The following is a 19389-nucleotide window of genomic DNA, read 5'->3' as shown; positions in this document are numbered from 1 at the left end:
AAATGAATTCAGGGTGACGAATGGGAATTGGAATTCTATTCAGTTTTTATAAAACTTTGTGCTCCTGGCACCACCATGGTCCTGCACCAACAACACATACAACCCAGAAGCTAGGGAAGAAACATTGATGGCTTCCTCAACCTTTCCTTTTTTGATGACATTCCCTGAAGTGGTAACAATGGAGTATTGCGCATCTGGTGACAATTGGGCCTTAATAGAAAGATAATTCACAGCCGGATTGGGGTACACCGCCACCTCAAACTCTTGGGCATAGCTCAACGGCTGATACGCAATTGCCTCGGTATCCTCTCCATTGAACTCAAACTGAAACACGTCTGAAAAATCGGATACGGCATTCTCTGTGCAGATGGAACGGATTCGCGCTTCATACACTGTGCCTTCCTCCAAATTGGAAAGTTCAAAACTGTTCTCCCATATCAATTCACTGTTCCAAGCATCTTCCGTTACAGCTTTATACTGAACTTCAAAAAGGGTTTCCGTAGCTTCGGACCATGTAAGGGTTGAACTGTCACCGGTTGAAGCAACCAATTCCACATCCGAAGGAATTTCAATGGAACATTGGGAAACTTGTGCACCGGAAACAATCAGTGAAAAATCCTGAAACCCATTGGTCAAGCTCCCTTTGTGCGAAATGGTAATCGTGTATTGCCCTTGTGCATTGGCAATTTCAACACGTTCGTAAGGGTCTACCGTGTTATCACCCTGAGTAGCGGCATCATTTGCTCTTGCAGGATTTAATTTCCAGGGATAAAACGTTTCCCCAGATGTATTGATTCTAATATCCAAATCGTTCATCAAAGCAGGGGTAGTGCTGTTCATTTCTCCCTTATTGATATACTCCCCTTCAGGATCCGTCCACGACAGGGAGGCAACAAGAGGTTCGGAGCCATTGGCAACAACCGTAAATGAAAAAGTTTCCCCTTCGGTAAGACTTTCTTCATTTAAAATTGTAGTGTACTCTCTGTTCTGAAGTACCTCGGCGGCAGCTTTCGCATTCATTACGCCCCATCCCACTTTGTAATCAGGTCCCTTGGCATCCACATCATCGGCGGTGTGCAAGGCTAGCCCTTTTAGCATGGCAGCCTTCATATAGGTTCCAAAAAGTTCCTCATGATATTGTTGCAGCAACAAAAGCGACCCGGTAACGCCCGGAGCGGCCATGGAAGTCCCCGAAGAAGTCTGGTAGCTTGTATTTGTTTCAGAACTGGTGGAAAGGATATTGGAACCATCCCCGGCCAAATCCGGTTTTATGCGGCCATCATCCATGGGTCCAAAACTACTGTACCCGGCAACGCTGGCCCCTTTCAACTCACCTTTGCTACCAATCTGTGTATTGGCCCCAGCAATGGTAAGTCCATTTTTAGTGGTAGTAAATCCCAGTAACAAGTCAAAGCCATCTGCGGTCTTCCCAAAATTGGGCGTAGCATTGTCGTAGGATTTTTGATTGTTCCCTGCTGCGGTCACCATCAAATAATAGGGAGCATTGTACATGATTTTGTCCCAATCCTGTGCAATTTTAATGTAGGCGCCAAAGTACCAATCTGGAACACGGTCCGATAAAATTCCATAGGAATGATTGCTCAACAAAAGCCCATTGGCAGCAGCCTCAGCGACTTCAATTTTATCACGGGTCCAATCATGGGTCAGCGCATGTGCACCAAAAGCTACACCCTTGGCACTAGCTTGGATTCCCGATGAGATCAGGTTACCGGTTACCAAAGTGGCATGCAGGCTAATTTCATCCGAATTGTCCACATTTGTGGCCCGGGTATCAAATTCTTGGTGTGTGGGCAATGCTGCTCCGGCATCCCAAACGCCAACTTCCATACCACTTCCGTCCAAGCCTAAATTCAAGAGCCCGTCAGCATAGAGCGTATGTGCCCTTGCCGTTTGTGTGGTGGGGTCATTCAGTGTGGTATAAAAAAGTGGAGTGCCGTCGGTTCCGATGTCCTTCAATTCAACTTGGGAACCGTTGGTCGATTTTTCAGTTTTGTTCCAACCTTTGGCCTTAAGAAGTTGTCCTATTTTTTGATCTGTGGCCTGATGCTCTTCTTCCATTTGGAAAATAATGGAAGCCATTTTACCTTGATTATAGTTAGCCCGAATTTGCTCTTTTGCGTTTATGGATTGACCAACCGCAGAACAAATGCCCAAAACCGCAAAAAAAATGGAGAAGATTGCTGCCTTAGCCCCTGAAGGAGATCTGTAGTCCATAGTCAAGTTTAGGTAAGATTTGGACTACGAATATATTTCTAAAGCTTGATATTATCGACAAAAACAGTGGTTTTTTCGATGAAATGCACACTCCTTTTCCTAAATCTGTTGTGAAAATTAACTTTTTTGTTGTGTACTAATTTTCCTTCATTTAAAATTTGCCTCAATGTAATGGTTTTCTTGTGTTCTACTATGGGTCAAAACCCAAGCACAATCCGTATAAAACTGGAAACAATACTATTTTTTGTAATGAACAAGCCATAAAACCCTTATGTTGAAAATCAGCTTCCAAAACATTGCTTAGATTTGTACTTTAATTGATTCTATGCTAGAAAAGAAGGCCATTGAGTATGAAAAGGCGGTGCTTATCGGGGTAATCAATCAAAGTCAGGATGAGACCAAGGTAACCGAATATTTGGACGAGTTGGAATTTTTGACCTATACCGCTGGGGGTGAAGTTGAAAAGCGTTTCGTTCAGAAGGTCGACGTGCCCAATCCCAAGACCTATATTGGTAGTGGAAAAATGGAAGAGGTACAGCAATATGTGAAAGAACACGAAATTGGATCTGTCATCTTTGATGACGAACTGACCCCGGCCCAACAGAACAACATCGAAAAAATATTGCGCTGCAAGATATTGGACCGTACCGGTCTTATCCTCGATATTTTTGCCCAACGTGCCCAGACCAGTTATGCCCGCACCCAAGTAGAATTGGCCCAGTACGAATATCTTTTACCGCGATTGACCGGACTTTGGACACACTTGGAACGGCAACGAGGGGGTATTGGAATGCGGGGTCCCGGTGAAACCGAAATTGAAACGGATAGACGTATTGTTCGTGACCGTATAGCCCTTTTGAAGAAAAAGTTGGTGAAAATAGATCGCCAAATGGAAACCCAACGGGGCAATCGTGGCGCCTTGGTTCGCGTTGCGCTTATCGGATACACCAACGTGGGGAAATCCACCCTAATGAATGTTATCAGCAAGAGCGATGTGTTTGCGGAAAACAAACTCTTCGCCACCTTGGACACCACGGTACGGAAAGTGGTTATTGGCAACCTCCCCTTTTTGTTGAGCGATACGGTAGGTTTTATCCGAAAGTTGCCCACCCAACTGGTGGAAAGTTTTAAAAGCACCTTGGACGAGGTTCGGGAAGCCGATTTGTTGTTACATGTGGTGGATATTTCACACCCCAACTTTGAGGAACACATTGACTCTGTGAACCAAATTTTGGATGAAATCAAGAGTTCGGACAAAAAGACCATCATGGTCTTCAACAAAATAGACAAATACCAGCCCGAAACCATTGATGACGATGATTTGACCACTGAACGGACCACTGCTCATTTCTCTATTGAGGACTGGAAAAAAACTTGGTTCAATAAAATTGGTGATCGGGCCATATTCATCTCGGCACTGAACAAAGAAAATCTGGATGAATTTAGAAAACGTGTCTATGATGAGGTACGAGACATCCATGTTACCCGATTTCCCTACAACAACTTTTTATATCCGGAGCACTTGGATCAGTATTAAACTTAATGGGCAAAGCGTTCCGCATCTTCGATGAACTGCTTTTATGGGCTTCGCCACCACAAATTTTGTACGGTTCACAACAAAAATTTAAGGGATAACCACATAAAAACTACTTTCAAACTGTTTTTAAGCCTTTAGTGTCTCACTCCGATCTTATGATCTTAACCTACTTTGACCATGGACTTAAAAACAGGTAAAAATCATATTACACCCCACAAAAACGCCCTCGAGTTTGAGGGCGTTTTTATTCGAATCCATTCGTGTAGTCCATGTCTTCGACTGGCATGCGTGTCAGGACAATTTAAAACTTATAGCTCAGCCCCAATGTCCAGTAGGTTTGCAATTCATTGTCAATGGTGTCGAACGTGGCATTCGGGTCAGGCGTCGGCGCATTGTTTACGATATAGTTCAAGGCCTCTTGTTTGTTGCTGCGCAAACCAAAATCAAAACCAACCCCGATCATTTTCCATAATGTATAGCTAAAGGAGTTGATCCAGGTCCAGTTGCTCAAATCACCACTTTCATAGCTTTGGAACAGGGAAAGGTTGCTCTTAAAACTCACAGCGCCGATCTGCTTGGTATAGTCAGCCACAATCTTGGCACCCATGGACGACTCAAAAATGCTATCTTCTTTACTGAACACAAAATTGTAGTTCAACGGGTGGATCACCACCACCAGATCAGCAATCGGTGTCCAAGTGGCCCCAATACCCAGATCCAAATAACCAGGGTCGTTAAAGTTGCTCAAAATGGTGGTTCTGTATTCTGTCAAAGCGGAAATGGCAAATTTTTCGCTCAACTTTCTTCCATACAGGGATGAAATATTGAAAACATCCATCGCCTGCCTGAAGCTATCATCATCTGTGGGGTCGTCCTTATCATCCAACTTTACCCAAGAAAGGTTGACATTGGCCGCATTTCTCCAAAAGAATTTCTCTTCTTGCAAATTGGCAAAGGCATTTACGGTAAAACCAATGTTTCCTGAGGAGTTATTGGGAATGCCTTGGGCAAACCAGTTGTTGAAATTGGAGAGACTTCCACCTATGGTGCCAAAAGCACCTATTTTCCAACCCGGAAGGGCATCCAATTGGGATTGCAGGGCATTAACCCGCCCTTGTATGGCCGCGATGGAATCTTTTTTTGGGGCTATCTGCGCTTTGAGTTCCTCGGCGGTCTGCGCCTGTACTGAAACAAAGGCAAAGAACATCCCTGCTGCAAAAAGTAGTTTTTTCATAGTATGAGGTTTACTGTTTAGAACCCCAAAAGTAAGAAATGTCACCGGTTTACCTACACGCTTTAAAATTAGATAATCCGGTTCGCTTTAGTTGATTTGTAGTTGTAGTTCTGAGTGCCGCTGGAAGGTAAAAGTGAAGAATCTCTTATTCAGATAGTTGATGCGAATCATTTCTTTTTGTACACCGGCACCGAAGAACAGGCCTCGCCATACATCACACTTTTGGCAACAGGCTGTATTTTTTCCAAAGCCATGAGATACGCATTTTCGGGAACAGGTTTTTTGGAGCAGCCTTTAATGATCACAGGTTTGTCCGCATATGGAGAAACGTCCAAGTTTTCCAGAATAGATTGGTAGAGTGATGTTTCCAAAGTTTCCATGCTTCCAACCACCACTTTTTTAGCGAATGGAGCCAATTTGGAAGCCACTAATAGAAACGCCCAGCCGGGAACAATGGCGTCGGTGGAGCACTGCAGGGCCACACAGGTGTCTTGGTATGCAGACCAGTTGTAGGCATCTACATGGTTTCTAAACTCCTTTTCCCGTAAAATGATGCCTTCATACAACCAGTCTTTGATATCCAGCACCTTTCTTTCGCCTTGGGGATAGAGTTCCTCAAGATCAAAAGTGACCAGTTTGCTTTGCGCTACTCTGTTAATGATTTCAGACATGGGTAAATGGTAATAGGTGTTTGGGCGAAGGGTGTTTGTATGTTGGAGTCACCTTAACCCTTTGCCTTTTTAACTTTTGCTCTTTTAGAGCAGTCCCAACTCCAATTTTGCCTCTTCGCTCATCAACTCTTGGGTCCACGGGGGGTCAAAGGTGATTTCCACCTCAACATCATTCAGGTCATCGAGGGATTTTACTTTTTCCTCCACTTCAACGGGCAAGGTTTCCGCAACAGGGCAATTGGGCGAGGTTAAGGTCATTAAAATCTTTACATCGCTGTCCTCGTTTACGAACACGTCGTAGATCAATCCCAATTCATAAATGTCCACAGGAATTTCTGGGTCATAAATGGTCTTGAGGACCTTTACAATCTTCTCCCCCAATTCTTGGGTATCTATAGTAATTTCTTCGCTCATCTTGTTCTAATTTAACTGTGTTTGGTAAGCCACGGCGTACAGTTTCAATTGCTTTACCATACTCACCAATCCATTCGCCCGTGTTGGCGACAAATGCTCTTTTAATCCAATTTCATCAATAAAGCCTGTATCGGCATCGATGATGTCCTGCGGCTTTTGGTTGCTGAAAGCTCTTATCAATATGGCTATAATGCCCTTGGTGATAATGGCATCACTATCCGCAGTAAACACCAATTTGTCCCCGTCCAACTCTGCATGCACCCAAACCTTGCTCTGGCAACCTTTAATGAGGTTGTCATCGGTCTTGTACTGTTCCTCAATCAACGGAAGGGACTTTCCTAGTTCAATCATATATTCGTAGCGCTGCATCCAGTCATCAAACATGGAAAACTCGTCTATAATCTCTTCCTGTATTTCTTGTATGGTCATGCGTTAGATTTATTCAAAAGTACAACTCGGGCGGATGCTTATCAAGTCTTTAAGACAAAGATAACGAATAGGCTATTCCAACATGCTCTTGGCACGCTTTACACCTTCCACCAACTTGTCCACTTCCTCCTTGGTGTTGTAAAAACTGAAGCTGGCCCTTACCGTACCGGGAATCTTATAAAAATCCATGATGGGTTGGGCGCAGTGGTGTCCAGTACGCACAGCTATTCCCAGCTTGTCCAAAATGCTCCCAATATCGTAGGGGTGAATACCTTCAATATTGAAAGAAATGACGGAAGTTTTGTGCTTTGCAGTGCCATAAATCTTTAGCCCATCTATGGTCAAAAGCTGCTCTGTGGCATAGCGCACCAATTCCTCTTCATATTGCGTGATGGCATCAAACCCAATGCTGTTCATATAATCCAATGCGGCACCAAAAGCAATTCCACCGCAGATGTTGGGGGTTCCTGCTTCAAACTTATGGGGCAAATCGGCATAGGTGGTCTTTTCAAAAGTGACCTCAGCGATCATTTCGCCCCCACCTTGGTAGGGCGGTAATTTTTTGAGCCATTCCTCTTTGCCGTACAACATGCCCACGCCGGTTGGACCACACATTTTATGGGCCGAAACCACATAAAAGTCCACATCCAGCGCTTGTAGGTCGGCTTTGATATGGGCCGCGGCCTGCGCACCGTCAATCAAGACGGCGGCACCCACTTTATGGGCGGCCTCAATGATTTCTTCGATAGGGTTAATGGTTCCCAAGGCATTGGAAACATGGTTGCAAAAGACCAATTTGGTCTTTTCAGATAACAAATTATGGTATTCCTCCATAATCAATTCTCCCTCAACATTCATAGGAATGACCTTCAGGGTCGCCCCAGTACGTTCACACAACATTTGCCACGGCACAATATTGGAATGGTGCTCCATGGCCGATACCATAACCTCATCGCCCTTCTTTAAAAAAGAACTGAATCCTGTGGCCACCAAATTGATGCCATGGGTGGTGCCTGAAGTAAATATCACCTCTTGTGATTTAGCAATGTTGAAATGCTCCTGAATTTTCTTTCGGGCCATTTCATAAGCATCGGTAGCTTCCTGTGAAAGGCTGTGCACCCCACGGTGGATATTGGCATTGTAGCCTTGGTAATACTCCACAATGGTATCAATGACCTGCTGGGGCGTTTGGGACGTAGCCGCATTGTCCAGATATACCAAAGGTTGTCCATTGACCTGACGGTTAAGGATTGGAAAATCCTTTCGAATCACATCGGCATCAAACGTAGTTGCTATGGTACTTTTATCTGTCATTTTAACGAAGTGAAAACTAAGGTTCAAGGAGATTTCTCGCCCTAACCTTAACAATGTGGCTCGAAATCATCCCTTTTGGATTGAATTATAGCTCAAACCCTACACGAACACCAAGCTTGTTGGCAATGATCTTGTTGATTCGGGCCTTTAATTCTGGTATCCGGACACTTGCCAACACATTGTTGGCGAAGGCATACATCAAAAGGGCTGTGGCCTCTTTTTTGGGAATTCCCCTTGATCTTAGGTAGAACAAAGCTTCCTCGTCCAACTGGCCAATGGTACATCCGTGGGAGCATTTTACATCATCGGCAAAAATCTCCAATTGGGGTTTTGAGTTGATGGTGGCCTTATCACTGATCAAAATGTTGTTGTTCTGCTGAAAGGCATCTGTTTTCTGGGCAATCTTGTCCACGATGATCTTTCCGTTGAAGACTCCTGTAGATCGCTCCCCAAAAATTCCCTTATAATCCTGATGGCTCTCGCAATTGGGCTGGGCATGGTGTACCAAGGTGTGGTGGTCCACATGTTGTTTTTCACCCAAAATGGTCACTCCTTTCAAAATGGAATCTATACGCTCTCCATCTTGATAGAAATTCAAATTGTTACGGGTCAGTTTTCCACCGAAGGAAAAAGTATGTACCCGAACCACACTGCTATCTTTTTGGGAAATATAGGTGTTGTCCACTAAGGAAGCATTGTTGTTGTCATTCTGAACCTTGTAGTAGTCCACTATGGCATCCTTGCCCGCAAAGATCTCGGTCACGGAGTTGGTGAACACCTCATTGTCCGTTAAACTTTGATGGCGTTCAATGATCTGCACTTCGGCATTTTGCTCGGCAACGATCAAGTTTCGGGGCTGTAGCATCAGGGCTGCCTCATTGCCCGTGGCCAAATGCAAGATTTGGATGGGCTTTTTGGGCATTTTGTTCTTTGGAATGTAGATATAGGCCCCTTCCCTGCAAAAAGCGGTGTTCAATGTGGTCAAGGACTCCTCTTTGGAAGCAGCTTTGTTGAAATATACATCGATCACCGGACGGAACATGGGCTTGCTGAAAGCAGAACTCATCAAACAGACATCCACTCCGTCATGGGTGGTCTCTGAAAGATAGGAGCTGTACACCCCATCCACAAAAACAATCTTGTAGGTATCTATCTCGTGCAAAAAGTACTTCTTGATGTCCTTGTACTCCAAAGAATTTTCCTGTTTTGGAAAAATACTGAAGTCCACCTTTTGCAAGTTGTTCAATGAGGTGTATTTCCAAGCTTCCTCTTTTTTGGAGGGAAACCCTTTTTCCTCAAAGTTCTTTATGGCCTCCGAACGCTCTTCATGAACTGGGTGTTCCAAATCCATGTTGTTTTCAAAAGCCAAGAAAGACGAGAGTAATTTATCTTTTAAATCCATGTTTTCTTTTCATTGTCATTCCTGCGCAGGCAGGAATCTCATTAATCACGGTTATATAAGCCCTAATAGATTCCCATTTTCACGGGAATGACATAGGAACTAAACCGCAGCTTCCTGTTTCAACCAATCGTATCCTTTTTCTTCCAGTTCCAGGGCCAATTCCTTGGTGCCGGATTTCACGATTTTACCATCATGGAGCACATGTACGTAATCTGGAACGATGTATTCCAACAAACGCTGATAGTGCGTGATCACAATAATAGCCTTGTCCTTGCTACGCAACTTGTTCACACCATCGGCCACAATACGCAAAGCGTCAATGTCCAATCCGGAATCGGTTTCATCTAAAATGGCCAATTTGGGTTCCATCACGGCCATTTGGAAAATCTCGTTTCTTTTTTTCTCTCCTCCAGAGAAGCCTTCGTTCAAGGAACGGGACAAAAACTTGCGGTCAATGTCCAACATCTGGGATTTCTCACGAATCAGTTTCAACATCTCATTGGCAGGCATGTCCTCCATGCCCCGCGCTTTTCTGGATTCGTTGATGGCTGTCTTGATAAAGTTGGTCACCGATACCCCGGGAATCTCCACGGGATATTGAAAGGACAAAAAGATGCCTTTGTGCGCCCTTTCCTCAGGAGCCAGCTCTTCCAAATCCTCACCTTCCATGGAAATGCTCCCTTTTTTAATCTCGAATTCTTCCTTTCCGGCAATCACCGAGGCCAAAGTACTTTTTCCGGAACCGTTGGGTCCCATGATGGCGTGTACCTCTCCGGCATTTACCTCAAGGTTGATTCCCTTCAGGATTTTTTTATCGTCTATGCTAGCGTGTAAATTTTTTATTTTTAACATTTTCAAAAAGTTGTATTCTTAATTTGAATTATATGATTTCGGCTACGCTCAATCAAACTTGAACAACAAGTTGGGCGCCCGCCTGCCGTCCGGGCAGGAAGTCGAAGCTATCCCACTGACCCTTCCAAGCTGATTTCCAATAATTTTTGGGCCTCAACGGCAAACTCCATGGGGAGCTTGTTCAACACTTCCTTACTGAAACCGTTCACGATCAAAGCGATGGCTTTTTCAGTATCAATCCCACGTTGGTTGCAGTAAAAAATTTGGTCCTCACCAATTTTACTGGTGGTGGCCTCATGCTCAATCTGGGCTGTTTTATTTTTGACCTCAATGTATGGGAAGGTGTGGGCACCACATTCGTTGCCCATCAACAGGGAGTCGCACTGCGAAAAGTTTCGCGCATTCTCCGCCCTACTGTTTACCTGCACCAATCCCCGGTAACTGTTTTGGGAATGTCCTGCTGAAATTCCTTTGGAAATGATGGTACTTCGGGTATTTTTTCCCAAGTGAATCATCTTGGTTCCCGTATCAGCTTGTTGATAATTGTTTGTTACGGCAATGGAATAAAACTCTCCAATGGAATGGTCGCCCTTCAAAATACAGGAAGGGTACTTCCACGTAACAGCCGATCCGGTTTCCACCTGTGTCCAAGATATTTTGGCGTTCTTTTCGCAAAGTCCACGCTTGGTCACAAAATTATAGACACCGCCCTTGCCCTCTTTATTTCCAGGGAACCAGTTTTGAACTGTTGAATATTTGATCTCGGCATTATCCAAGGCAATCAGTTCCACCACTGCGGCGTGCAATTGGTTCTCATCACGCATGGGCGCGGTACAACCTTCCAAATAGCTCACGTAGCTGCCTTCTTCGGCAATGACCAAGGTACGCTCGAATTGACCAGTCCCGGCTTGATTTATTCGGAAATAGGTGGACAGTTCCATTGGGCACCGTACCCCTTTTGGAATGTAGCAGAATGACCCATCGGAAAAGACCGCTGAGTTCAGTGCTGCATAAAAATTATCCTTTTTGGGCACTACCGTACCGATGTATTTCTTTACCAACTCGGGATGCTCTTGGATAGCCTCCGAAATGGAACAGAAAATAATCCCTTTTTCAGCCAAGGTTTTTTTGAAGGTGGTGGCCACCGAAACGGAATCCATTACGATATCCACGGCCACCCCGGCCAATTTTTTCTGTTCGTCCACAGATATGCCCAACTTCTTGAAGGTGTCCAGCAATTCTGGATCAACTTCATCCAAGCTGTTGTACTTGGGCTTTTTGTTGGGTGCGGAATAATAGGAAATATCTTGAAAATCGGGTTTTTTATATTTTACATTGGCCCATTCCGGTTCCTTCATTTCCTGCCAAGCTCGAAAGGCCTCCAAACGCCACTGGGTCATCCAATCCGGCTCCTCCTTCTTTTTGGAAATGGCAATGACGATGTCCTCGTTCAAGCCCTTGGGCAAGGTATCCGATTCTATATCTGTGTAGAAACCATACTCATATTCCTTGGTTTCCAGTTCTTTTTTTAATTCTTCCTCTGTATACGCCATATCTTTTAAGTTAGCCAATCAAAGGCTTAAAGTCAAAAATTATAATGAAAAACTCTCCCCGCAACCACAAGTTCGTTGTGCATTGGGGTTGTTGAAGACAAAACCTTTTCCGTTCAGTCCTCCTGAATATTCCAATGTGGTACCCACGAGGTACAAAAAGCTTTTTTTATCAACGATGATGCGAACATCATTATCCTCAAAAACCTTATCGGTGTCGTCTGCGGATTTATCAAACTTCAACTCATAGGACAATCCACTGCACCCCCCACTTTTTACGCCCACACGGACAAAATCGGTGCTGGCATCATAACCTCCCTCGGTCATGAGCGACACCACTCTCTGTCTAGCTGTTTCTGAAACTTTAATCATCTTAACTGGATTTGTTCTAAATAGCCTACAAATATACTGTATCTGTAGGGTTTTACCATGGGTCCTAACATTATAATAACGAATATGTTTATAGGGGTTATCTATGGAAGGAAAAGGCTATTTCATTTTAATGACCACCAAATCGGTCATTCCCTTGGCGTCAATGTCCAAAAAGTCGTTGCTGGCCACTACTCCCACCAGAACAACACTGCCGTCCATGCTTTGGACAACATCAAAACCAAAGTCCAATCCTGAGCCCCCGAAGGATTTTTGATGGGTCAGATTTCCTTCACTATCCGTTTTAATGAACCAGAGGTCATTCTCACCTCTATTTTCAGTTACATCGCCATCTGTGCTTTTGGAATTTCCGGCAATCACAAAACCCCCATCAGCTGTGACGGAAAGGCCTCTGGCATCATCAAATTCAGCACCTCCGTATGTTTTTTCCCATAACAGGTTTCCATTATCGTCTATTTTGATGAGCCACACATCGGACTTCCCGTGGTTTTTGGAAATATCAGTATCTGTGCTAAAGGTATGTCCCACTATGGCATAAGCGCCATCTGTAGTCTTGGCGATATCATATGAAACTTCTATCCCGGTTCCTCCAAATGATTTTTCCCAAAGCAACGTCCCTTCACCATCTATTTTGATGACCCAAAAATCATAACTGCCCTTTGTGTTGGAAATATCAAAATCATCACTTTCGGAAAACCCGGTCATCACAAAGCCTCCATCATCTGCCTGAACCACTCCGTGGGCACGATCGTTGTTGGTGCCTCCAAAATATCTTCTCCATTGTAAATTGCCATCGGCATCGAGTTTGGTGCCCCAAAACTCTCCTACCCCATGCCTGGTAAGCGAGCTTGACCCTTTGCCGAAATTTCCCTCGCCATTGGATTGGGTCACATCCAAAAAACCTGCAAAGAAGAATCCACCATCAGAGGTCTGAACCACATCATACGAATGATCGTGTCCGGAAAACCCAAAGCTTTGTTCCCACAAAATAGTACCCGTGGCGTCCAATCGTAGAATCCAATTGTCGTGGAACCCCTCATTGTTGCTTCCGTCACCGTCATCACTCATGGCGTAGCCCACAATCGCATAGCCCCCATCAGTGGTTTGGATTACGGACTGACCCAAATCTTCCTTGCTGCCACCATAGGTTTTGTTCCATTGCATGTTTCCATCGGCATCCAATTTCAACAACCAATAATCGCTGACGGCCATGGTTTTTCCGGATAAATCCCCGTCTATGCTGTTGGTGTATCCCAAAATGGCGTAGCCCCCATCCATAGTCTGGATTATATCGTATCCGGCATCTTCACCTGAGCCACCAAAATTTTTGACCCACTCCACTTCACCTAAAAACGGTGTTTCCATCTCTGGATTCATAGGGGAGTCATCATTCGAGCATGAGCACAGACAGGCCAACGCTAAATAGAGTGCTGCCTTTTTCATCATCTAGTTTGATTTTTGAACCACAAAGAAGCCTGACTCGGTATCATTGATAATAATCTTTCCACTTTCAAAATAGGGATAAACGCTCCATACCCCATCAAAGCCCGGAGTATTGTTGGAAGGGTGGGTGTCAAAAAAACCTATTTCGGTTATGGTTTCTGAATCAATCCCTGAAATATCCAAAACCCGCATGCCTGCCGTATAATTGGCCAAGAAAAATTCATCTCCTTTTACGTAGCCATTGTGGTCGGTTGCTTCGGTTGGGCCAATATAGGTTGTATGGAGCACCGGGTTATCCAAATCGGTCATATCAAAAACCAAGGTTCTGGAATCGAAACCGAAATTGATCTCATCGGTTTCATCCCCCAAAATGTAGTAGCGGTGGTCATCGGTAAACCACCCCTGATGGGTATATCCCCGGTTTGCGTAGCCGAGTGTTCCAATTTCTGTAGGGTTGGATTTGTCAGTAATATCCGCAATGGCAATCTGGGTTTCATTGGCACCGATAAAAATTTCCCGCCCAGTGTAATCAGTATCGGGCCCGTTGTAGGTGATTACCTGGGCATCATGGGTGTAACCATTTGCGCCATATCCCCCTATACCGTTTGGACTTGTCGGATTTTGAATGTCAATGAAATGCACCCCGCCATTAAATGCATCGTTCCGGGCTGTTCCCACAGGGTAGGCAAAGCCCATTTCTTCATTGATCACAATATTATGGGCATTCCCGATTCCGATGTAGCGGGCATCAGCTGTAAAAAGTTCAGGTGGATTGGCTACATTCCTAAGTTTCTTTAGATCGAAGACTTGCATGCCATGGTCAGTGGCTTCGGACACAATAAAAGCGTAATCGCCATAGACCTTAATATCTCGCCAAATACTGGATTCGGTGGCTGTGGGGAGCTTTCCCAAATAGATTGGGTTTTCGGCATCGGTGATATCCACAAAGGCGGTGCCCTTGTCCAACCCGATCAGCGCATATTCATTACCTGTGGAAGCATCGGTCCAACCCCAAATATCGTTAGCGGCATTTGCGTTGAAGGCATTGAGGCGCATCTGAAAGAGCATATCATATCCTTGGCAAGGATAAACCGTGGCCACTCCAGCTTCGCATGGGGCAAATCCAAGGTAAATTTCTCCATCACCAATGTTTGGACCATCATCAACAATTGGTCCATCATCATCCATTTGGTTTGTATCATCCCCATTGCCATTATCACTGGAACATCCCGCCAAAAACAAAATGGCCAAAAACGGTAGTACGGCTTTCATACCCATGGCATAGCAATTTTTGGTTTGTTTTCTTTTAAAGATACAATTTAAAATTATCCTGTTTACTTTTGCCAAATGCTAGAAGACAAAAATCCGCAACGTACCTCATTGGAAAAATTGGGGGAGTTTGGTCTGATCGAACACCTCACCCAAAACTTTGAACTGCATCAACCCTCATCAAAAATGGGCATTGGAGATGATGCTGCCGTATTGGATTTTAAAGACAAAAAAACCATAGTTTCCACCGATATGTTGGTGGAAGGCGTTCATTTTGACCTCAGCTACACGCCTTTAAAGCACTTGGGCTACAAATCCGTTATGGTGAACCTGTCCGACATATACGCCATGAACGCCATGGCCACCCAGGTAACCGTTTCCATTGCAGTTTCCAACCGTTTTCCGCTGGAGGCATTGGAGGAATTTTATGAAGGAGTGGCAGCCGCTTGCAGGCTTTACAAAGTGGATTTGGTCGGGGGCGACACCACCTCTTCCAACAAGGGGATGATCATTAGTGTAACCGCTTTGGGAATAGCTGAAGAGAATGATATTGTTTACCGAAATGGAGCCAAAACCAACGACCTTTTGGTGGTCACCGGGGATTTGGGCGGCGCCTATTTGGGTCTTCAGGTCTTGGAGCGTGAAAAAGAAGTCTTCAAGGTGAACCCGGACAACCAACCCGACTTGGAACCGTATTCCTATATCGTGGAGCGTCAACTGAAGCCCGAAGCCCGCAAAGACATCGTGGAACTTTTGAAAAAACTGGAGGTGAAGCCCACTTCCATGATCGACATCAGTGATGGACTGTCTTCTGAAATTCTGCATCTCTGCAAACGAAGCGATGTGGGCTGCAATCTTTTTGAGGATAAAATTCCGTTGGATCCCACCGTTATCTCAACCTGCGAAGAGTTTCAAATGGACAGCACCATGATCGCCTTGGGCGGTGGTGAGGATTATGAACTGTTGTTTACCATAGACCAGGCTGATTTTCCAAAGATCAAGGGCAATCCCAATTTGACCGTCATCGGCCACATGACCGAAAAAAGTGAAGGAGCGCACCTCATCACCCGTGCCGAAACCAAAATACCACTTACGGCCCAGGGCTGGAATTCCTTTAACGGATAGGCACAAAAAATCCCGAAAATCAAGGGTATCCACTTCATGGTCTTGGGGCACGCGACCTGTATAGCAGTAGGTACTTACTTAAGTTTTCGGGATAGACCGTAAAAACTTTTATTGGAAAATTGGTTATGCTACGCGCTGTACCAATTTGGTCCTTCGTTTTCTGTACATGTCTTCCAAAGTGTTGTTGATTTCCTGCATCTGCGGGGTCAGTGCAGAAAGTTTTCCACTAACATCAGTGGTGACCTCTTTTTGACAATGAATACATTTGTATTCCTTAATGTGCTGTGTCACTTTTTTGGAAACCACGTAGTGGTGGCCAAATACGTTGCAGAATAAAGAAGAGATTTTGTTGCCATGGTGGGTGGTAGTAGTTTTCATAAGCCGGTTTTGTTTGGGTGCATCCCTGCGATTTGGGGAATCGTGAAAAATGCCATGTGGATTAATAGTAATTTTTTGTTATACGTTTGGTTTTTGTTGAATGGTTTTCTTTTTGAACGAATGTTGATAACTTTTTATTTTGCTCAGATTTCCCTAAAGACTTTTTTTCGATGAAATACACTATAATCGTCAAAAAGTCAATTATTTTCGTTGAACTGCGCCTTCGAAATATACTACATTGCTTGATAATTATCAACACCTTATGAACAAAAAAACGTTAACAATTACCGCGTTTGCCCTTTTTTCCCTTTTTTTTGGTGCCGGCAACCTCATCCTCCCCCCACTGTTGGGATTCAAATCGGGCAACTCATGGTGGTTGGTTACATTAGGTTTTTGTCTGTCCGCAGTGTTGATTCCCATTCTGGGTATTTTGGCCCATGCCCGACTTCAAGGCACCTTGTTCGATTTCGCCAAGAAAGTGTCCCCCACTTTCAGTTTGGTGTATTGCTTTTTGATCTATGGCATTGCCGTTGCCCTGCCCTCTCCAAGAACGGCATCGGTAACCCATGAAATGGCCATTCAACCTATATGGGATTCTTCTTCATTACTGACCAGTCTTATTTACTTTGGTCTGGTCTTCGTTTTTGTCATCAATCGATCTAAAGTTTTGGATTTGGTGGGCAAGCTGCTCACCCCGGGCATCCTTATCATCCTGTTGCTGATTGTAGCCACCGCCATGGGTACTTTGGATTTTGATTTTTCCGCTTCCACGATTCAAAATCCTTTGAGCGCCGGGATTTTGGAAGGCTACCAAACCTTTGATGCTATCGGGGCCGTGGTGGTGGGTGCGGTCATTATTATTTCCATCAACATAAAGGACAAGTCCGCCAGCTACGAGGCCAAAAAAAGCCTTATCCGAAAGGCGGGGTTTTGGGCGGGTTTGGGGTTGTTCCTCGTCTACGCCGGACTTATTCTGACCGGGGCCTTGTTTAGTGATGTTTTTGCTGCTGACATTTCCCGTACCGCACTTTTAAGTGGCATCAGCACCGAAACCTTGGGCAACACCGCCACCCTATTTTTGAGCCTTTTGGTAAGCTTGGCCTGCTTTACCACCGCTGTGGGGATTGTTACGGGTACTTCGGATTTTATTAGAGGACGGTTCAACAATTCCAATCTGGCCTACCGGATTACCGCCTTGACCGGATGTGTGCTGGGCGTGCTCATGGGGCAGTTTAATGTGGGGTATATTATTGCGGTGGCCCTGCCAGCGCTCATGTTTATTTATCCCATAACGATTGTGTTGATCCTGTTGAACGTACTCCCCGAAAAGTGGACCTCTACCACCGTCTTCAAGTGGGTGGTAATTACAACTATCATCTTTAGCATCCCTGATTTTTTGGGCACCCTTGGTGTTGCATTGACTTCAGAACTTTACCCTGAATGGCTCCCCTTGACCCAATACCAATTGGGTTGGGTGCTGCCAGCTTTGTTTGCTTTTGTGGTAGGGAATGTAATGGAGAGGTGGGTGGAGTGATTTGAGGGCTAACTTATCGTGCTCATATATAGCTTTTTATCCAACATTCACATTGAATAAATAACCAACAAGAGCGGTAAGCCCCATTGCTACTGTTCCCCAAAATGTAATTCGGACAATTGCTTTTCCAATACTTGAGCCCCCTGTTCTTGCAGCTAATGCACCTAAAACTATTAAAAAAAATAGTGCAAAACCATAAAGAGAATATTCCATACTCTTTAAAGGAAGAAATAGCGTTACTAAAAAAGGGAGCAATCCCCCAACTGTAAATGCTGCACCGGAAGCAAATGCAGCTTGTATAGGTTTAGCTTGACTAATTTCATTAATTCCTAGTTCATCTCTAATATGTGCTCCAAGCGCGTCGTGTTCCGTTAATTCTTGGGCTACAGTTAAGGCAGTTTCTTTTTTGAGACCTCTTTTTTCATAAATTTCCGCTAGTCTTTGTAATTCGATTTCAGGCATTTCATTTAGCTCTTGCTTTTCACGTTTGATGTCTGCTATTTCAACATCTGTTTGTGAGCTTACTGAAACATATTCTCCAGCTGCCATTGATAAGGCGCCAGCGACCAGTCCGGCTAATGTTGCCAAAATAACAGGTTCTCGCATATCACTTGCAGCAGATACCCCAATCGCAATACTTGCAGTTGATAAAATTCCATCATTAGCTCCAAGGACAGCAGCACGCAACCAATTACTTCGATGTATGTAATGACTATCTAAATAATTATCTAATTCGTCTGTTTTTTCTACCATCTATTCTGTATGTTCAAATTACGTGCAACGTTCTACGATATTATTCGTTTTTAAAAAATTAAATCGGCCAATGCTAAATCATGTTCAACACAGGTAAGTAAAGTTAACGTTTCCTGCCCTAAAAATCCCCTACCTAAAGTGACATCAGTTCTGATGCTCCAACAAATAGGCTTTCACCAACCCATGCCCTTCCCGATTGGCAATGATCAGTGCCGTATTGCCATTGTCCATTTGTAAACTGGGGTCGGCTCCGTGTTCCACCAGCAATTTGGTAAGTTCCAGATTGCCACGATGTACCGCGGAATGCAAAGCGGTCACATTTTGCATTTGTCTTGCGTTTACATTCGCGCCCTTTTCCAGAAGGATTTTGCACAACTCCACATTTTCCTTGGCCACGGCAGAATGCAAAGCATTAACCTTCGTGGGATTGGTAGCCGCCAAATTGGGGTCGGCCTCCTTATCCAATAAAAGGAGAGCTATATCAGTTTGATCAAAAAAAGCAGCCAGGGACAATGGGGCAAACCCATCTTTGGAATGGGTGTTGGCCCAATCAGATTCGGACTGCCCCAAAAACTGGGCAACGATATCCTTCTTGCCGCAAACAATGGCCTCATGAAACGAAAATGTGGTCTTCAACAAAACTGCTTCGGCAAAAGCATCCTTGAATCCGCTGTACGCAAGGAGCATGAGACCGGAGCTTCCGTTTTCATCTTCAAGATTGATGACTTCCGGGTGGTTTTGGATCAAGCCAAGAGCCTTGTCTGCATCCCTATTTTGGATGTGGGTTTTGAGCAGCTCAATTAATTTGTCCATTTTGATGTTTTCCATAATACCTTGAAAAATAACACTTTAATTCCAT

18 protein-coding genes are annotated in these 19389 nt (G+C 44.5%); 3 read left to right on the top strand and 15 right to left on the bottom strand.

The genetic code is table 11. The features are described from left to right. Positions 1–39: 39 nt before the first annotated feature. Entirely contained in the window at positions 40–2235 is a 2196-nt protein-coding gene (locus tag A7D14_RS03195; protein WP_067029858.1) for a S8 family serine peptidase, read from the bottom strand. Between the two features lie 325 nt (positions 2236–2560). Here A7D14_RS03195 and hflX point away from each other — a divergent pair, with 325 nt between their 5' ends. Continuing rightward, a complete protein-coding gene (hflX, locus tag A7D14_RS03190; protein ID WP_067029856.1) occupies positions 2561–3772 on the top strand; it encodes a GTPase HflX in 1212 nt (403 codons plus the stop codon). Between the two features lie 301 nt (positions 3773–4073). Here hflX and A7D14_RS03185 read toward each other — a convergent pair whose 3' ends face one another. The 11 genes from A7D14_RS03185 to A7D14_RS03135 all read right to left on the bottom strand — a co-directional run bounded on the left by A7D14_RS03185 (position 4074) and on the right by A7D14_RS03135 (position 14743). Continuing rightward, on the bottom strand, positions 4074–5006 hold the full coding sequence (locus tag A7D14_RS03185; protein WP_067029854.1) for a DUF3078 domain-containing protein: 933 nt from the start codon (positions 5004–5006) through the stop codon (positions 4074–4076). Between the two features lie 167 nt (positions 5007–5173). After that, entirely contained in the window at positions 5174–5677 is a 504-nt protein-coding gene (locus tag A7D14_RS03180; RefSeq protein WP_067029852.1) for a DUF2480 family protein, read from the bottom strand. An 84-nt stretch (positions 5678–5761) separates the two neighbouring features. Beyond that, positions 5762–6091 (bottom strand): SUF system Fe-S cluster assembly protein, encoded by a 330-nt coding sequence (locus A7D14_RS03175; protein ID WP_067029850.1) that lies wholly within the window; start codon positions 6089–6091, stop codon positions 5762–5764. 6 nt (positions 6092–6097) lie between these two features. Then, positions 6098–6520 carry a SufE family protein gene (locus A7D14_RS03170; RefSeq protein ID WP_067029848.1) on the bottom strand — a complete coding sequence of 141 codons (423 nt, stop codon included), beginning with the start codon at positions 6518–6520 and terminating at the stop codon, positions 6098–6100. Positions 6521–6592: 72 nt separating this feature from the next. After that, positions 6593–7834 (bottom strand): aminotransferase class V-fold PLP-dependent enzyme, encoded by a 1242-nt coding sequence (locus tag A7D14_RS03165; RefSeq protein WP_067029846.1) that lies wholly within the window; start codon positions 7832–7834, stop codon positions 6593–6595. An 85-nt stretch (positions 7835–7919) separates the two neighbouring features. Further along, entirely contained in the window at positions 7920–9236 is a 1317-nt protein-coding gene (sufD, locus tag A7D14_RS03160) for a Fe-S cluster assembly protein SufD (RefSeq protein ID WP_067029844.1), read from the bottom strand. 99 nt (positions 9237–9335) lie between these two features. Then, positions 9336–10088 (bottom strand): Fe-S cluster assembly ATPase SufC, encoded by a 753-nt coding sequence (gene sufC, locus A7D14_RS03155; RefSeq protein ID WP_067029842.1) that lies wholly within the window; start codon positions 10086–10088, stop codon positions 9336–9338. A gap of 107 nt (positions 10089–10195) precedes the next feature. Beyond that, a complete protein-coding gene (gene sufB, locus A7D14_RS03150; protein WP_067029840.1) occupies positions 10196–11641 on the bottom strand; it encodes a Fe-S cluster assembly protein SufB in 1446 nt (481 codons plus the stop codon). Positions 11642–11680: 39 nt separating this feature from the next. Continuing rightward, positions 11681–12010, bottom strand: a complete 330-nt coding sequence (locus tag A7D14_RS03145) for a HesB/IscA family protein (RefSeq protein WP_067029838.1) — start codon at positions 12008–12010, stop codon at positions 11681–11683. Positions 12011–12127: 117 nt separating this feature from the next. Next, positions 12128–13474, bottom strand: a complete 1347-nt coding sequence (locus A7D14_RS03140) for a hypothetical protein (RefSeq protein WP_067029836.1) — start codon at positions 13472–13474, stop codon at positions 12128–12130. Continuing rightward, entirely contained in the window at positions 13475–14743 is a 1269-nt protein-coding gene (locus A7D14_RS03135) for a choice-of-anchor B family protein (protein WP_141673203.1), read from the bottom strand. It lies immediately after the preceding gene. Between the two features lie 75 nt (positions 14744–14818). Here A7D14_RS03135 and thiL point away from each other — a divergent pair, with 75 nt between their 5' ends. Beyond that, positions 14819–15865: a thiamine-phosphate kinase gene (thiL, locus tag A7D14_RS03130; protein WP_067029834.1), complete on the top strand. Its 1047-nt coding sequence runs from the start codon at positions 14819–14821 to the stop codon at positions 15863–15865. Positions 15866–15988: 123 nt separating this feature from the next. Here thiL and A7D14_RS03125 read toward each other — a convergent pair whose 3' ends face one another. Then, the gene (locus A7D14_RS03125) at positions 15989–16243 is read right to left on the bottom strand and encodes a hypothetical protein (RefSeq protein WP_067029831.1); all 255 of its coding nucleotides are present in this window, start codon (positions 16241–16243) and stop codon (positions 15989–15991) included. Between the two features lie 262 nt (positions 16244–16505). Here A7D14_RS03125 and brnQ point away from each other — a divergent pair, with 262 nt between their 5' ends. After that, on the top strand, positions 16506–17777 hold the full coding sequence (gene brnQ / locus A7D14_RS03120; RefSeq protein WP_067029829.1) for a branched-chain amino acid transport system II carrier protein: 1272 nt from the start codon (positions 16506–16508) through the stop codon (positions 17775–17777). A 36-nt stretch (positions 17778–17813) separates the two neighbouring features. Here the strand turns inward: brnQ and A7D14_RS03115 are convergent, their stop codons facing one another. Together A7D14_RS03115 and A7D14_RS03110 are read right to left on the bottom strand one after the other, a co-directional pair. Beyond that, entirely contained in the window at positions 17814–18530 is a 717-nt protein-coding gene (locus tag A7D14_RS03115) for a VIT family protein (protein ID WP_067029827.1), read from the bottom strand. A 144-nt stretch (positions 18531–18674) separates the two neighbouring features. Continuing rightward, positions 18675–19343, bottom strand: a complete 669-nt coding sequence (locus tag A7D14_RS03110) for an ankyrin repeat domain-containing protein (protein ID WP_176712353.1) — start codon at positions 19341–19343, stop codon at positions 18675–18677. Positions 19344–19389 lie beyond the last annotated feature (46 nt).

The sequence above is a fragment of the Allomuricauda sp. CP2A genome, from assembly GCF_001683915.1.
GTDB lineage: Bacteria > Bacteroidota > Bacteroidia > Flavobacteriales > Flavobacteriaceae > Flagellimonas.
This window is presented reverse-complemented; position numbering and strand designations above follow the sequence as displayed.

Bases quoted from the DNA above. Each gene is read 5' to 3' on its own strand.
- A7D14_RS03195 (WP_067029858.1), bottom strand. From the start codon at position 2,235: ATGGACTACAGATCTCCTTCAGGGGCTAAGGCAGCAATCTTCTCCATT.
- hflX (WP_067029856.1), top strand. From the start codon at position 2,561: ATGCTAGAAAAGAAGGCCATTGAGTATGAAAAGGCGGTGCTTATCGGG.
- A7D14_RS03185 (WP_067029854.1), bottom strand. From the start codon at position 5,006: ATGAAAAAACTACTTTTTGCAGCAGGGATGTTCTTTGCCTTTGTTTCA.
- A7D14_RS03180 (WP_067029852.1), bottom strand. From the start codon at position 5,677: ATGTCTGAAATCATTAACAGAGTAGCGCAAAGCAAACTGGTCACTTTT.
- A7D14_RS03175 (WP_067029850.1), bottom strand. From the start codon at position 6,091: ATGAGCGAAGAAATTACTATAGATACCCAAGAATTGGGGGAGAAGATT.
- A7D14_RS03170 (WP_067029848.1), bottom strand. From the start codon at position 6,520: ATGACCATACAAGAAATACAGGAAGAGATTATAGACGAGTTTTCCATG.
- A7D14_RS03165 (WP_067029846.1), bottom strand. From the start codon at position 7,834: ATGACAGATAAAAGTACCATAGCAACTACGTTTGATGCCGATGTGATT.
- sufD (WP_067029844.1), bottom strand. From the start codon at position 9,236: ATGGATTTAAAAGATAAATTACTCTCGTCTTTCTTGGCTTTTGAAAAC.
- sufC (WP_067029842.1), bottom strand. From the start codon at position 10,088: ATGTTAAAAATAAAAAATTTACACGCTAGCATAGACGATAAAAAAATC.
- sufB (WP_067029840.1), bottom strand. From the start codon at position 11,641: ATGGCGTATACAGAGGAAGAATTAAAAAAAGAACTGGAAACCAAGGAA.
- A7D14_RS03145 (WP_067029838.1), bottom strand. From the start codon at position 12,010: ATGATTAAAGTTTCAGAAACAGCTAGACAGAGAGTGGTGTCGCTCATG.
- A7D14_RS03140 (WP_067029836.1), bottom strand. From the start codon at position 13,474: ATGATGAAAAAGGCAGCACTCTATTTAGCGTTGGCCTGTCTGTGCTCA.
- A7D14_RS03135 (WP_141673203.1), bottom strand. From the start codon at position 14,743: ATGAAAGCCGTACTACCGTTTTTGGCCATTTTGTTTTTGGCGGGATGT.
- thiL (WP_067029834.1), top strand. From the start codon at position 14,819: ATGCTAGAAGACAAAAATCCGCAACGTACCTCATTGGAAAAATTGGGG.
- A7D14_RS03125 (WP_067029831.1), bottom strand. From the start codon at position 16,243: ATGAAAACTACTACCACCCACCATGGCAACAAAATCTCTTCTTTATTC.
- brnQ (WP_067029829.1), top strand. From the start codon at position 16,506: ATGAACAAAAAAACGTTAACAATTACCGCGTTTGCCCTTTTTTCCCTT.
- A7D14_RS03115 (WP_067029827.1), bottom strand. From the start codon at position 18,530: ATGGTAGAAAAAACAGACGAATTAGATAATTATTTAGATAGTCATTAC.
- A7D14_RS03110 (WP_176712353.1), bottom strand. From the start codon at position 19,343: ATGGACAAATTAATTGAGCTGCTCAAAACCCACATCCAAAATAGGGAT.